We start from the raw sequence: 14139 nt of genomic DNA on the forward strand, positions 1-14139 counted from the left end.
ATTTTAACAATATCATATTTCTGTAAGGTGCGTTACGCGATCGCTAACACACCCTACAGAATATGATATTAATGCACTAACTCAATAGCCCGCTTCGTCAACGCCTCCGCAGTCAAACCATTAAAAGCCATCAACTCACCCGCACTAGCCGTAGTTTCCCCACGCTTCCAGGCAAAAGAATCACGCTTAGAATTACTGCGTAACATGATTGGTTCTAACATCGCCGCAGCGCCACCTGTCACACCAATTAAGGCATCTCCACCAAACAATTGCTCAAAATCGGCATCACTTAAAAAACCGTTATCTGGTTCAGAACAAGTATCCCAAGCAGTATCATGAGGACGATATAAACGGCGAGGATTGATAATAGAAACAATCTTCACACCAATACCTTCAGTCTCTAAAAATGCCGCCGCTTCAAACACAGGAATTAATGTCAAATCGCCAATGACAGCAAATACAACTGTTTTCCCACCAGCCACTTCATGTAATAACACTGCACCATCAATTAAGCCTTTTTCAGTTTGGGCAAAGGTGCTACGAATTGGCAAAGGAGACTTACTAGCAGTAATGACAATGCCCTTATTTTTTGTTTGCAAAGCCCAGTTATAACAGACTTGAATACTGTTAGCATCTGGGGGAAATAATGGGAAGACATTTCCTGTTCTCATCAAAGAAGCAAAATAAGCTTCAATTTCTGGTCTTTGGTGAGTCCAACCGTTGCGTCCTTGTTCTAAAGCCCCGGCTGTAAATAATGTAATTGTCGAGGGAGTTGGACGGCGTAATTCTGCCATTGCTTGGGTGACAGTTTGCCAAATTGGTAAACCATTGATAGCAAAAGATTCGTAAGAACACCACAATGTTCTCGCCCCCATTAAGGATAAACCAGCCGCTAAACCTGCACAAGCATCTTCGCTCAAAGGTTCGTAAACTTGACCTCCTGGGGCTTGATTATATAAATCATCGGTGGTCGGGTGATTGATTTTTAAGGCTTGGTTAATGTTAGCAATTCCTGAAGCTTCGTTTCCGTCAGCGTTAGTGACGAGGAAATTTTTATCTTTATTTCCGACTATGCCCACTAACCTTCCCATTGCCGTTGTCGCCACTTGGGGAACTGCCCCAACTTTATATTCTTCTAATGGTAATTCGCCTAAATCTGCTAAGGGTAATTCAAATTCTGTAACTGCGGTTTTGGCTGCGGGACCACCTCCAGCCCGTTCCGCATTTGTCCGCACAATTTCCCATGCTGCGGCTGATAATGCCCGTTTTTGTAAGGCGGTAGCAATGTGGGGCGCGTCTAATGTATCTTTAGGATAGAGGTTGTGTGATTTTGCCCCCAAGGCGTGAACCCCTGCCCCTTTGAGTTGTTTGATAATAAATACGGTCAATTTACCGCTAAGTGCAGAACGGGCGGCTTTATCCATACCTACTAATACGGCTTTGGTAAATTCTAGGCGGTTGGCAAAGGAAAATGCGGTACTATCAACATATTCACCGGCTTGATTTTGGTCGTCAAAATCTTTAGCATTGACTAATACGACTTCGGCAAAACCGTTACCTTGCCAGTAGGCAATCATCTCTGCGTTGGTTTTCAAAGATACCATGCTGTGGTGTTCTTGGCTGTAACCGTTCCACACCAACACCGGTAAAAAGTTGGTGACGGTGGGGTAAGCGGTGTTGAAATGCGCCATTGAACTCATGATATAGGGTTCTCCCAGTCCCCCGTCTCCCACGGTGAAGGGGAAGAGTTTGTCACGGTGCAACAGTGCTGCGGCCATGGCGAAATGTTGTCCTTGTCCCAGGGGTCCAGCCGGTGCGAGAATACCAGGAATGTAGCCGGAAAGGTGTCCTAATAATCCATGCTTTTCTCGAAAGCGATCGCGCAATTGTTGTACTGTAGAAATGCCCATGTCTTCTAAGGAACGGTCTAAGAACATGGCACTATAAAAACCGGGGGCGTGGTGTCCTACTTCGGTGATAATGTTTTTATGTCCCAGCATGACCAAAGCTGCATAAGCTTCCGCTTGGCTGGCAAAACCGCCGGGATGTCCAGAAGCCTTGCTACCAGTGATTTGTAGAGTTAGGTAGCGTAGGGCATCAGCCGCCAGTAGAGTTTGATATACTGCATTTGTATCGGTAGGATTTGCGATCGCACTCTGACCCGATTCTATCACGGGAGTTGCCCCATAAGTTTCAAAATCTGGCAATGCTTCCCCAAAATATTGAATACCTTCACAAAAATTGGGAATTGCGGAAGCTGCCTTTGTCGTAGTAGCTGTCATGCTGAGTACCTTAATAAAATCGGAAAAAACTGGAGATGGTTGTTTAATGTAACCAAAATTTTACAACTTTCAGGTTGTAACAGTAGATTCCTTTTTTCCCACATCAGGATAAGCAATTTAAATACTCAACCCAGAAAAACTAATTATTTTCAGTTAACGTAAGATTTAAGAATAAAAACTGACATCTACCACAAAAATTTTTATGCCTCTACCAAAAGGACCCACAACCCCAACCAACCTGCAAATTCTCCGCTGGGTATTGAGTCCCATGACCTATATGGAGGAATGCGTCAAAAACTACGGAGATATCTTCACTCTCAAGCTAATCCCAAATTTGCCACCGATAGTTTTTGTCCATACACCAGAAGCAATGCAGGAGGTTTTAAGCAACGACACCAAAGAGTTAGAAGCACCAGGAGACTTGAATGAACCATTTAAATATTTACTAGGTAATAATTCCATGATTTTACTTAGTGGCTCACAACACCAGCGTCAACGCCAATTAATTATGCCACCGTTGCATGGCGAAAGAATGCGGAATTATGCTGACCTAATTAACGATATCACTGAGAAAGTCATCAATAAACAGCAAATAAATCAACCATTCAACGTGCGAATTGCTACTCAAGACATTACTCTAAGTATCATGATGCAAGCTGTGTTTGGACTATATGAAGGAGAACGTGCCGAAAAATTACAGCAAATGCTGTGTGAAATTTTAGATACAGGTAGCCAGGTTTGGAGAGTGGCCTTACTCTATTTTCCCAGTCTACAAAATGTGATTGGTATATCTCAATTATGGGAAAAACAGCAACAGCGCCAAAATAAAGCCGACCAACTCATATATGCAGAAATTCAGGAACGACGCGAAAATCCTGACCCTTCCCGCACAGATATTCTCAGCTTACTCATGGCCGCAAGGGATGAAGCTGGCGAACCTATGAGTGATGTAGAATTACGTGATGAATTAATCACCTTATTAGTAGCAGGTCATGAAACCACAGCCACTGCGATCGCTTGGGCTTTATATTGGATTCATAAACTGCCAGAAGTACGGCAAAAATTACTAGCAGAACTGGATAGTTTAGGTGAAAATCCAGACTCCACCGCCATCTTTAAATTGCCCTATTTAACTGCTGTTTGTAATGAAACATTGCGAATTTATCCAGTGGCGATGTTGACCTTCCCCCGTAGGGTAAAAACTCCTATTTCCTTGTGTGGTTATGACCTCGAACCAGGTACAGTTATCAATGGTTCAATTTATCTCACCCACCATCGAGAAGATATTTATCCCAACTCTAAACAATTTAACCCAGAACGCTTTATAGAAAAACAATTTTCCCCATACCAATTTATACCATTTGGCGCTGGTGCAAGACGTTGTATTGGTCTAGCATTTGCTCAATTTGAAATGAAATTAGCACTAGCTAAAATTCTCCAAGGTTGGGAAATGGAACTAGCTGATACTCGTGAAGTTAAACCAAAACGCCGTGGTTTGGTGACAGGTCCAGATCAACCTATTCAAATGATTTGTTTGGGTCGTCGTCAGCAACAATCTCGAAACTTAGAAGCAATAGCAGTGTAATTTTTAAAGGGGTTAAGAGTTAGTATGAACTAATTTTTAACCCCTGTAAGTGTTAAATTACTAAAAATACATCTATTCCCGAAAAATCAACTGTAAAAAGCTTATTGTTGTAAAAATTCGGGGGGATGTAATATTTACTGAATAAGCCATTTAGCTCATCATAAAACATATTTAAAGATAAAGTTGCTAAACCACTACTCCATAAAGGAATAACAGTATTACCTCCTGATGTTGACTCCATTTCTTCTAAAGTCAGTTTCTGAAAAAGCCTATTGACGTTAGCAGAACTTAATTCAGTATTCATGATTGCAGCCATTGTCTTAATTTACCAATCCAGAAATGAGCAGGTATAAAAATTTATGAGGGGTAAAATCTGTGAAAAAAAATGCCCTAAAAAAATGTTTTACCCTCAACTAACTAAAAATTTCGTAATGTCAGTGCCACAATCCAAATAATTCATTACCAAGAATTTATGATAACGTATACTGACCTGGAATAGTCTATAGTGGCGACCTTATTATCGCGGATGCCACTATCTACACCTTTAACATCACCAGTCCCTGTATTCTCCACGTTTCCAGTATTAGCTGCTATAAAATAATTATTAATACTCCCACCACTACCACCAGATACAGTCTCTGTTTCAACCACAGATAGCTCACGAAAAAGGCTTTCTGCATTATATTTTAAGTCTGCAATTACTATTTTCTTCATTGTCTTATCCTCTAACTTAAGAGTTGATTTTCTCTTATTTTTTCTAAATACCTAGATTTAAAATAATATAATTTATTGATATAAATAAAGCCTTATACACATGATGTTAGGACATAAATAAAATAATTGTGTCTAAAATTTATAGCAGGACTCAGGAGTAAAACCCTCTTGTCGTGGGAGTTTCATTATCAATTGATGTTCTAACCACCTTGGCTATTGCTATAAAAACTAGAAATTAGCTATGATCAATTGATAATTGTTTCATTCAAGGTTTAAAACCTCTTTTTTGAAGGGTGAAACCAGAAAAAAATCCGATTTTTCACTCCTCTGCCTTCCAAGGAGAAGTAATAGTCAAAACATCAACCTCATAATTTTATCTAAAAATTTAAACAACCTCGAAGAACTGTTAAACTTTATATGCAATATAATTTAAGGACATAATTCACAGCTTTTTGTCTATAAATTTGCTTCTTTGATAGTAGTTCTGGGGATAGATTCCTCTGATCAATAATGTACGCAAAAGCTAACAATTAAAACTTCAAAGTCCGTATCTCAAGAGCTTACCCTGCTCTACACTGTGAATACAAAAGGGTTTTACTCCTAACCATTGGTATAATTACAAACGGGAATCAGCTGCAATAATTACTTAATTTGTGTAATTTTTAAAGTGTATGGTAAATATTTACCTTTTTCGTAAGAACCAACCCATATTTGGTAAGTTCCCTGCAACCATTCACCAACAATACCGGGATTTTTACCATCAAAATCATCATTACACCAATTACCGCTTTTTCCTTTAATCATAATAGTGGTGTCTGCGGGACTGTCCACTTGCAACTTCAGGTAGTCAAATTTACTGGTTAGTTTGAGGATATGATCTGGCGCTTGATCTACAAACCCGCTACATGGACCTGTAGGGGTTTCATTTCCTCCATTGACTTTGCTGGCTGGAACTGAACCACCACTCATTCCTCGTACTTCCAAAGGGTCAGGCGAAAATTTGTTACCAATGGTGATATCACCAAAAATAGGTGGCACTTTTTTAGCATCAGCAAGATCAGGAATTACAGTTGTGATCAAGAGTGTAACTATTATCAACGATAATTTTTTTTCTATATTGAGAGCTTTGGTTGCCATAGTATTACATTCATTTATAAATGTATTTTAAGACATGAATCTGACAATTAAGTTCCCAATATATGAGGAGCAAGGGAAGCAGGGGTGTAGCAGTCGCTTATGGGAGAAACACCCAAGACCGCGCTGCTTCACCTGTCACCTATCACCTATTCCCTGATTAGGGCTTGATTTAAACGTTGTTTATCTAAACCAATCTGATTTAGTAATAGCCATGATTGAATTAAGTCTGGCCCATGCACATCTCCAGTTAAAGCTGCTCTGAGCGATCGCATGACTAACCCTTTCTTCACATTTTGCTCTTTCACCACTTGCTTAATGATATTTTGGGCAATATCTGCTGAAAGTTGGGGCTGATTTTCCAAAGCTGTGACAATAGCTTGCAAGGTCGTTTTTACACCTTCTTGCTGAAGTTGAGTTGAACCTTCTTCGCTGAATTCTACCACTTCCGTAAAAAAGACTTTGCTCATGGCGACAGCATCCACCAACCGAGTTAGACTAGCCGCAATTAAACTCACTAACTGTTCTAACCAAGGACGTTCTCTACCACCAGTCAATGTATATCCAGCTTCTTGCCAAAATGGAATCAGTAAATCTGTAAGCTGATCTACTGGCATATTATGGATATATTGGCTATTAATCCAATCCAGTTTATCCCAGTCAAATTTAGCACCAGCTTTATTCACTCGTTCAAATGTAAAGTCCTTAGCCGCCTCTTCTAAGGTAAATATCTCTTGCGTAGAATCTGGGGCAGACCATCCCAACAAGGTCATATAATTGACTAAACCTTCCGCAGTAAAACCCATTTTCTGAAAGTCAGAAATAGAAGTTACTCCATCCCGTTTAGACAATTTGCGCCCTTCTTGATTCAAAATCAACGGTGTATGAGAAAATTCGGGAATTTTTGCGCCCAAAGCTTCATACAACAAAATTTGCTTGGCTGTGTTGGCGATATGGTCTTCACCGCGAATGACATGAGTAATTTGCATATCAATGTCATCCACTACGACAACAAAGTTATATAGTGGTTGACCAATACCATCAGCAGCAGCCCGGGCAATGACCATATCACCGCCCAGGTCACTTCCACGCCAGGACATTTGACCACGTACTAAGTCATTCCAGACAATTTCTCGGTCATCGTCAATTTTGAAGCGAATTACAGAGGAGCGTCCTTCTGCTTCAAAAGCAGCGCGTTGTTCTGGGGTGAGGTTACGGTGACGGTTATCGTATCTTGGCGCTTCGTTTCTGGCTTTTTGTGCTTCCCGCAGCGCGTCCAATTCTGCTGATGTGGTATAGCAACGATAGGCTAATCCTTGGTCTAACAGTTTCTGCACTGCTTCCCTGTAGAGGTGCAAACGTTGAGATTGGAAAAATGGACCTTCATCCCAGTTCAATCCTAACCAGCGCAGTCCGGTCAGAATATTATCAGTGTATTCAGGGCGCGATCGCTCTAAATCTGTATCTTCAATCCGTAAAATAAACTTCCCATCATGGTGATGAGCAAATAAATAATTGAATACAGCAGTTCTGGCTGTACCAATATGCAAATTCCCTGTAGGACTAGGAGCAATCCGAACTCTAACAGACACAGTTAATTCTCTCTCTCAAAGCATGATCAATATAACAAGTGCTGAGTGGTTGTAAACCACATATATAGGCGATTTTCTCAGGCTGAACAAATCAGCATAACTGAGACTTTTTATGATTACTCAGCTTTCCTTATCTTTAGAACGGGACTGACGGGGCTCGAACCCGCAACTTCCGCCGTGACAGGGCGGTGCTCTAACCAATTGAACTACAGTCCCTTGTTGTTTTCAACTTTATTATTATTGCCTGTTATTTTCTAATTGTCAAGTAGGTTAGAAAAAAAATATTGATCTTTTTGTTGATCCCATCTTCCGCTATATAAAACCTACTCAAATCCTCATGATAGCTTCCTATTTAATCAGATATGAGTAGATTTAGGTAGATATTTTGATTCAGTTACTAGCCCCACACCCATGACTACACTACAACCTTGATTTGAGATTCTAGATGTTGCAATATCTGAGGCTGCATCTGCTTATACTTCTGCTTTAACAACTGTTTACTGGCTTGGGCTTGAGAGGAAGAAGGTAGTTGCTGAGTTTGTTGAACCCAAGTTTTTAACTTTTGTCGCTGTGATGGGGCAATGGTACTGGTGAGGATTTTGGTACAGTTGTGAGGGGACTCCAAAGTAAAGAAAATTAAAGGGTAAGACTTGTTGGCTGCTAAGGTGGTTACTAACTTGATATTTTGAGTATTTTGCATATCCAAGTAGCAGGGTAGCCATTTAGCACCTAGTGGCTGATTGTAAAGCACTGTCAACCATAACAGCATGGGGTGGGGGGAGGTAATAAAAATAAACTGGTTGTAGCGTTTAGTATCGGTGCGCTTGTTAATTTCTTGTTCAGGTAACATTAGCCACAGAGAAACCATAGATCCTTTTGCTGTATCTATCAGCCGAGGAAAGACAATTTCCCCAATTGGTTTATTTTCAGGCCAGACAATTTCTCCATAGGTATTGGTGATTTTTTCTGAATGTCCAGGAACTAAGGAACTAAGAGCAGGGGATTTTGTCTTTAAACTTGTGACTGTGGTTGTTTGCAAAGATTTTTCAATATTTACCAATACTTGCAGAATTTTTCCCACATTTTGAGGACGCTGCTCTGGTTTTTTCTGTAAACAAGCCATAATTAAATCATCTAATTGCTGGGGGATTTTTATATAAGGATTAACATCTGCGATCGCTCTTGGCTTTTCAAATAGATGTGCCTTATACCAAGCCCCAAAATAGTCAGTTTCTGGTTGCCAAGGTTTTTGCCCTGTTAGCATCTCAAACATCATCACGCCTAAGCTATATATGTCAGAGCGACTGTCTAATTCTTCTCCATCTAATTGTTCAGGTGAACAATAGGGTAAAGTTCCATGAAATCCTTTAGTATTAAGTTGTTTGGCAGAATTCAAGAATTTAGCAATACCAAAATCGAATATTTTTACTAACTGCCCCAAAATAGGATCTGGAATCACGATTATGTTAGCTGGTTTAATATCTCTATGCACTAAAGGATAAATTTTTCCATCCATACTCACGCCTTGATGGGCGCATTGCAAACCTAAACAAATCTGGCGTGCTAGAGTTAAAAATATGGGCAATGGTACGGGAATTAAATCTTTTAAACTCTTTCCCGATAGGTATTCCATGACATAAAATGCCTTACCATTTTGACTCACACCATAATCATAAGCTCGCACAATGTGTATACTCTTTTGGCTCAATGCAGCACTCAAAAGGGCTTCACGGTTAAACCTGGCTTGAACTTTGGGGTTGGCAACTGTCTGGGATAAAAATTTTATAGCAACTGGTGTTCCACCTAGCAAGACATCATCAGCTAAAAAAACCTCACCCATGCCACCTTTACCGATTAGTTTTTTCAGTTGATAACGGTTGGCAAGCAACTCCTTATTTTCTGGAGACGCAAATGAGTTTTTTTTCACTTTAATAACCTCTAAGTAGAAACAAGATTTTTTGAATAGATGACTGTTTATTTGCTAGATTATGATGGAGATTTAAAAACATCCAATAATTTAGCTATCCAAGATTTAAAAAATATCTGGTGATTTTTTTAGTTGATATTTAACTTTTTAATCACTTCTATTTTGAGTTTTTCATACTCCAGTTTTAGCATCATTTTTGCTTGTTTAGCAGTAACCATTTTCTCGCCAGTTTGACTGGAATTAATAATGTCAGACAAATATTGACGCTGTTGTGCTGTCAGCAGAAAAGTCATAACATGGCTACAGTGATGAGGAGGTTCACGGGTAAAAAACAGCAGATGATAGTAGCCTATTCCCGCTAAGTTACGCAATATTTTTTCTTCTCTGTGATCTTTAATATCTAAGTAATAAGATAGCCACCTGATCAGTCCAGATTCATTATCATGTAACATTGTTAGCCACAATACCATTGGATAATCTATTTTACTAATAAATTCATTAATGTGTTTTTTTTCTTGAAACTTGATAATTTCAGCTTCAGGTAACATCGCCCAAAACGTTGGTATATTTCCTTTTATTGTATGTAAAATATGGGGAAAACAAATTAATGCTAATGGTTTATTTTTAGGCCACTGTTTTTGCCAACACTCTTTTTCAGAAATTGATGTTAAAGGTACTAGTTTTACATGAGGATCTGGATGTAATTGTCCATTATCATAGTTAATATTTTGTTGAATATAGGTTTTGAGTTTAGATATAATATCTAATATTTCACTGATACTCTGGGGTCTGTCATTCGCATTCTTGGCTAAACAACGCATTACTAATTGTTGTAATTCCTGGGGAATGTGAATATCAGGATTGACTTCTTCAAATGTAGGTGGAGCTTGAATACAATGAAGTTTACACCAAGTGCTAAAAGAATTACTCGTTGTATAGAATGGATGTTTTCCTGTCAACATTTCAAACATTAATAGCCCCAAACTATAAATATCAGAGCGTACATCCAATATTCTCTGACCTTGCATGTGTTCAGGAGAAGAGTAAGGTAAACTACCTATAAAAGATTCAGTCATTGTCATCCCACTACTCTCTGTCAAAAACTTAGCAATTCCAAAATCAAGAATTTTGACTATTTCTGCTTTTCGAGGAGTAGTATGAATAAATATATTTTCTGGTTTAATATCTCTATGTACAATGGGATAAATTTTACCATTTAGAGTTACTCCTAAATGGGCGCAATGTAAACCTAAACAAATTTGCTCACTGATTTCTAGAAATCTTGATAGAGTTAAACTCTCGATTTTCAAAATTTGTTTAAGAGTTCTGCCACGCAAATACTCCATTACATAAAATGGCACTCTTTCTTTAGTAATGCCATAAGTTATAACCCGGGTAATATGTGGACTCTTTTTACCTAATTGAGCGCCAATAAAAATCTCTCGACCAAAGCGTTCAGCTAACTGTTTATTGCCTATACTCAAAGAGAGCATTTTAACAGCAACTAACATACAGTCCTTGGTGACATCTTCTGCTAGGTAAACTCGCCCCATCCCTCCTGCACCAAGCAAATCTCTAATTAAATAACGATTATTTAATAATTTACCAATGTAAATGTCTGATTCTATTTTGTACTCATTCATATCCTGGTTGTTATATTGCACCACAAAATAAATATGGATATTTACTACAGGATACTTTAGCAAATTTATTACAGCTATTGTTTTGGTTTATCTATACAAATCTCAATAATGCTATAGCATTCCTATCTGATTTGTGAGAGTTTATTTATGCTAAAGCCCTAGTCTTATCAACAGGTATCAGATTTCGGATTCAATAATTCAGGATTGCCATACAGCATTAATCCTGTTAGTAGATGTCACATTTATTTTTTCGACTGGTAAGCTCTACTTAATCTTATGTAACATGTTTTAGTAGTTATCTTGTAATAGTGACAATACTTAAATCGCATTTAATCATCATACTGTCTATCAGTGATTATACTATTGAGTTAGTGATTAAAGGACTTCCAGAAATTAAATTATTCAATGAGTGAGAACCAATTTGAGTATGAGATTCTTCCTCCCCTGCGCCCTCTGCGCCCCCTGCTTCCCCTGCGGACCCAAACGATGGAAGTTGGAAGTCCCTAAATACTGGGAACTCGTAGCAGACGTAATAACCTATTCAGTGAAGATTCTAGTTTGAGTTTAAAAGCTAGGATTTGAGTGCTTTGTAGTTTGTTAAAATTGTTGTCACTAATGAGAATTAACGAAGTCTGTCCATTAGGGAGTTTAGCACCCAGGGTTAAGCCTTCGATGTTGTCTAATGCCACATCTAGAGTTTGCAAGTCTAGGAGTAGTTTTTTCTGGGCTGGTTTGATTTTTGATGTATCAACGCTTGACAAGCTATCAATCTTGTGTATATCGTCAGCATTTTCTAGGGAAATCTGAAACAAAGAAATAGCAAATCCCAGACCGGTAAAAGTTCTTTCTAGACTGAGTAAGTGTCCTTGATTATCCAGAGCAAGTAAATCAACCAATCCACTGTCAAACCTGCCTGTAAAATCAAATAGGGGTGTAACTGGTTCTGTTTGGTAGAGGAATTCTTTTTGCTGCTGGTTGTTGGTGAGACTGTATTGCAAAATGCGGCAGTTAGTACCTAAACTGGGTTTTGCGGCTGTACCGTCTTGAATTAAAGCGTTTTCAGTCGCTGTAAATAATAATTGGTTGTCTGGTGTGAGGGTGAGACTTTCAAAGCCTAAGTTATTACGGATGCCTTTTTGATTGGTTGAATCTGGTAAAAATTTATCGGAGATTGGTAGGCTAGTAATCACTTGGCCAGAAGCAAGGGAAAATTCTTTAATGAAGGGATTGATTGATTTCTGCACATCTCCTTCTGAAGAAATGAATACAGTTGCTTCCTTGGTTAAAGCAATACCTTCAGTATCAGTGACACCAGGGAGAAATTTTTGATTGTTTTCATCTAACAAAGGGGTGACAGCTACGGGAACAACACCATCTTTTGTTAATTTACCTTTGCTAAGGTTGATTTTCAAGGTATAAAGACGAGCAGGTGCTTTTTGCCCTCTATCGTCAGAAATTGCATAATAAAGGTCGTTTTTGGCATCGTAAGTAATTCCCGATAATCCTCCCAGTTCGGTTTTTTGGAAAGATAATCCTGTGGGTAAGTTGGCTGCACCAATAAATTCTATACTAGTTATTTTTACTGATGCCGAAGCAATATTACCAAACAATAAACCAATAATGATGATGGGAATAACAAAGTAAATAAATAAGGGGAATTTTAAACGTTTTTTGATGAGAGGCATAGATAGCAAAAGTGTAAACTTACTTAAGCCAACCGTCTAGTATATTCATTTTGGAAAAATTCTACTAGCCAGTCTTTTACTTTGCGGGTAGCGCGACAGTCATCTTCGTTGTAGCGTTGGATGAGTTCTAGTAAAGTGCGATCGCCTGTTTCTAACCATTGATCATACCAATAAATACACTTTGCACCAGTAGCTTCAGAATCTCTCCATGCAAATCCTAACCAACGGGCGATCGCTTTGAGGGCATAACTTTCTATTGGTAAAGCCACGCTTTGGGTTAATTGTTCATAAATATCGACAAAGCGATTCAGTATAGGACCGACTGAGGAGTATGGTGTACGATAAAGTCTGCCTAGTTTTTTAACTGTATCAACTTCGTAGGCACAAAAATGGTAAATTGGTGCTTGGGGATATTGCCAAACTAAATCTAGAAATTGCTGCCAAATAAATTCTTCTTGGGCTGGTGTTTCTGCTAAAAATGAATAAAACTGTTCTGTATTTTCCTGTCTATCAACCACCAAAACCCCTAACAAGTAATTTAAGTTTAAATCTGGTTGTGCCTCAATATCAAAATATATCTCTATAGGGGCTGTCAAGGTCAGGTTTTCAATCGGCAAGGTGTATGGTAAAACAAGAGGACGGTTTGTGAAAGTTGCTTGAGCCTGCACTATTAGTTTAGATGCTATTTGCTCATCAAAACCTGTGAGGTTTTCTAAACTGCTGGGACTAGTATTCACAAGTGCTTCTAAAGTGGTAGTGGATAACGCCTGCAATTGAGTGTAACGAATCGGTGTTATCCCAGGTAAAAGGGAGAGATGCTGTTGAGATTGGGCAACTTCATAACAATGATTATACCAGTGACAGAGATTGCATTTTTGACGGGCAATAAAAACTTCTGGTGCTGCTGGTGACTCAATTACCTCCACATACTCCGCTAATATGTCCAGCATTTGCGGTGTCCATTTATCCAAGTCCACTGCAAATCTTGAATCCTTATTCCGCAATATCAACCAAGCTGTTTCCAGTATTACTTCCTGTAAAGCCCCCAAAATTTCGGCGTGAAAAGCAGCAATAACTTGATATTCTTGTTTGGGACGTTTACCTAGTTGGATATCTACGGGAACATAAACCCAATCTCCAAAACTGGATGTTCCTGACTGTTTCACAAGCAAATCTGGACGACTCAGCAAGGTATACTTTTCTTCATAAGTGGCTAATAACACACCGCGATGAATGATATCAACCCCTTGCTGCATCAATTCTATCGTGGCCGCTGCTCCTGCGTGCCAGTTTCCAGAAGGATAATTAGGTTGATGGTATTCCAAATTGTCTAAAACACTTCGTTGATGATTAAGTTTGTCTTGTTGTACTTTCACCAACAACTCATGAGAAACATCTCGCTGGTTATAGTCACCATGAGTATCTAAAAAAGGCCGCCGTTTACAGCGTTGATATTGTAACAGGAGTTCAGCATTAATTAACATCCTACTAAGTTAACAATAATTGGGTCATTTTGGGGAAAGGCAGGAACAGGGTGTGGGGTGTGGGTGTAGGGTGTGGGTGTAGGGTGTAGGGTG

10 protein-coding genes and 1 tRNA gene are annotated in these 14139 nt (G+C 39.0%); 1 reads left to right on the forward strand and 10 read right to left on the reverse strand.

Annotated elements, in window-relative coordinates; all coding sequences use genetic code 11:
• Positions 1-68: 68 nt before the first annotated feature.
• A complete protein-coding gene (locus tag A0J48_RS08245) occupies positions 69-2282 on the reverse strand; it encodes a phosphoketolase family protein (protein WP_200322061.1) in 2214 nt (737 codons plus the stop codon).
• Between the two features lie 202 nt (positions 2283-2484).
• Here A0J48_RS08245 and A0J48_RS08250 point away from each other — a divergent pair, with 202 nt between their 5' ends.
• On the forward strand, positions 2485-3867 hold the full coding sequence (locus tag A0J48_RS08250) for a cytochrome P450 (RefSeq protein ID WP_200322063.1): 1383 nt from the start codon (positions 2485-2487) through the stop codon (positions 3865-3867).
• Between the two features lie 52 nt (positions 3868-3919).
• On the opposite strand, the gene A0J48_RS08255 is transcribed toward A0J48_RS08250, so the two are convergent.
• From A0J48_RS08255 to A0J48_RS08295, 9 genes are all read right to left on the reverse strand, one after another.
• Positions 3920-4183 carry a hypothetical protein gene (locus A0J48_RS08255; protein WP_234300792.1) on the reverse strand — a complete coding sequence of 88 codons (264 nt, stop codon included), beginning with the start codon at positions 4181-4183 and terminating at the stop codon, positions 3920-3922.
• A 143-nt stretch (positions 4184-4326) separates the two neighbouring features.
• Positions 4327-4581 (reverse strand): hypothetical protein, encoded by a 255-nt coding sequence (locus A0J48_RS08260; RefSeq protein WP_200322067.1) that lies wholly within the window; start codon positions 4579-4581, stop codon positions 4327-4329.
• Positions 4582-5223: 642 nt separating this feature from the next.
• The gene (locus tag A0J48_RS08265) at positions 5224-5718 is read right to left on the reverse strand and encodes a hypothetical protein (protein WP_200322069.1); all 495 of its coding nucleotides are present in this window, start codon (positions 5716-5718) and stop codon (positions 5224-5226) included.
• Between the two features lie 146 nt (positions 5719-5864).
• Positions 5865-7307 carry a glutamate--tRNA ligase gene (gene gltX / locus A0J48_RS08270; RefSeq protein WP_200322071.1) on the reverse strand — a complete coding sequence of 481 codons (1443 nt, stop codon included), beginning with the start codon at positions 7305-7307 and terminating at the stop codon, positions 5865-5867.
• 142 nt (positions 7308-7449) lie between these two features.
• Positions 7450-7523: transfer RNA gene (locus A0J48_RS08275), tRNA-Asp, on the reverse strand.
• A 199-nt stretch (positions 7524-7722) separates the two neighbouring features.
• On the reverse strand, positions 7723-9234 hold the full coding sequence (locus A0J48_RS08280) for a serine/threonine protein kinase (protein WP_200322072.1): 1512 nt from the start codon (positions 9232-9234) through the stop codon (positions 7723-7725).
• A gap of 128 nt (positions 9235-9362) precedes the next feature.
• Entirely contained in the window at positions 9363-10940 is a 1578-nt protein-coding gene (locus tag A0J48_RS08285; RefSeq protein WP_325078595.1) for a serine/threonine protein kinase, read from the reverse strand.
• 440 nt (positions 10941-11380) lie between these two features.
• Positions 11381-12562, reverse strand: a complete 1182-nt coding sequence (locus A0J48_RS08290) for an esterase-like activity of phytase family protein (protein ID WP_200322074.1) — start codon at positions 12560-12562, stop codon at positions 11381-11383.
• Positions 12563-12585: 23 nt separating this feature from the next.
• Positions 12586-14046 carry a TM0106 family RecB-like putative nuclease gene (locus A0J48_RS08295; RefSeq protein ID WP_200322075.1) on the reverse strand — a complete coding sequence of 487 codons (1461 nt, stop codon included), beginning with the start codon at positions 14044-14046 and terminating at the stop codon, positions 12586-12588.
• Positions 14047-14139 lie beyond the last annotated feature (93 nt).

The sequence above is a fragment of the Sphaerospermopsis aphanizomenoides BCCUSP55 genome (assembly GCF_001586785.1).
GTDB classification, from domain to species: Bacteria; Cyanobacteriota; Cyanobacteriia; order Cyanobacteriales; family Nostocaceae; genus Sphaerospermopsis_A; species Sphaerospermopsis_A aphanizomenoides_A.

Bases quoted from the DNA above. Each gene is read 5' to 3' on its own strand.
- A0J48_RS08245 (WP_200322061.1), bottom strand. From the start codon at position 2,282: ATGACAGCTACTACGACAAAGGCAGCTTCCGCAATTCCCAATTTTTGT.
- A0J48_RS08250 (WP_200322063.1), top strand. From the start codon at position 2,485: ATGCCTCTACCAAAAGGACCCACAACCCCAACCAACCTGCAAATTCTC.
- A0J48_RS08255 (WP_234300792.1), bottom strand. From the start codon at position 4,183: ATGGCTGCAATCATGAATACTGAATTAAGTTCTGCTAACGTCAATAGG.
- A0J48_RS08260 (WP_200322067.1), bottom strand. From the start codon at position 4,581: ATGAAGAAAATAGTAATTGCAGACTTAAAATATAATGCAGAAAGCCTT.
- A0J48_RS08265 (WP_200322069.1), bottom strand. From the start codon at position 5,718: ATGGCAACCAAAGCTCTCAATATAGAAAAAAAATTATCGTTGATAATA.
- A0J48_RS08290 (WP_200322074.1), bottom strand. From the start codon at position 12,562: ATGCCTCTCATCAAAAAACGTTTAAAATTCCCCTTATTTATTTACTTT.
- A0J48_RS08295 (WP_200322075.1), bottom strand. From the start codon at position 14,046: ATGTTAATTAATGCTGAACTCCTGTTACAATATCAACGCTGTAAACGG.